Source organism: Xenorhabdus sp. KJ12.1, from assembly GCF_963876495.1.
GTDB classification, from domain to species: Bacteria; Pseudomonadota; Gammaproteobacteria; order Enterobacterales; family Enterobacteriaceae; genus Xenorhabdus; species Xenorhabdus stockiae.
The window spans coordinates 1-368 of the sequence record NZ_CAWNQH010000040.1 but is presented as its reverse complement, the minus strand read 5'-3'; the positions used below and the strand labels follow the sequence as shown (position 1 = coordinate 368).

Sequence of the window (368 nt, the reverse complement as noted above, 5' to 3'; positions counted from 1 at the left end):
GCTAAAATTTCGCCCAGATGGTTAACAATCAGGTGTAATTTGAACCCATAGAACCATCCCATTGAGGTTTTTCCGCGTTGCGCGATGCCCTGAAAGACCCTATGACGAGGAATACGGATGTTATGGCAAACGCGCAAACTCGTGGAGTCGATAAAAGCAATGCCTGTTGGTTTTCCTTTTAATTGAGCCAGATAACTGGATAAGGGGACCAAAACGGACGGAGCAACGCTGATAAAACGGGTATAACTGAGCAAGGAGGGGAAGTCGCGGTGGGTCATGCTCCCAATGATTAGATCTTGTGATAAACTCCCTACTTTTTATTCTGGGTGAGATATGGCTAAAGTGGATGTGATTTGTCGTTACTGTCA

General features: G+C 45.4%; 1 pseudogene. It reads right to left on the bottom strand.

Annotation, left to right across the window (positions count from 1 at the left end):
• A pseudogene (locus tag AACS92_RS04240) lies at positions 1-272 on the bottom strand (transposase); the annotation flags it as partial.
• Between the last annotated feature and the right edge of the window lie 96 nt (positions 273-368).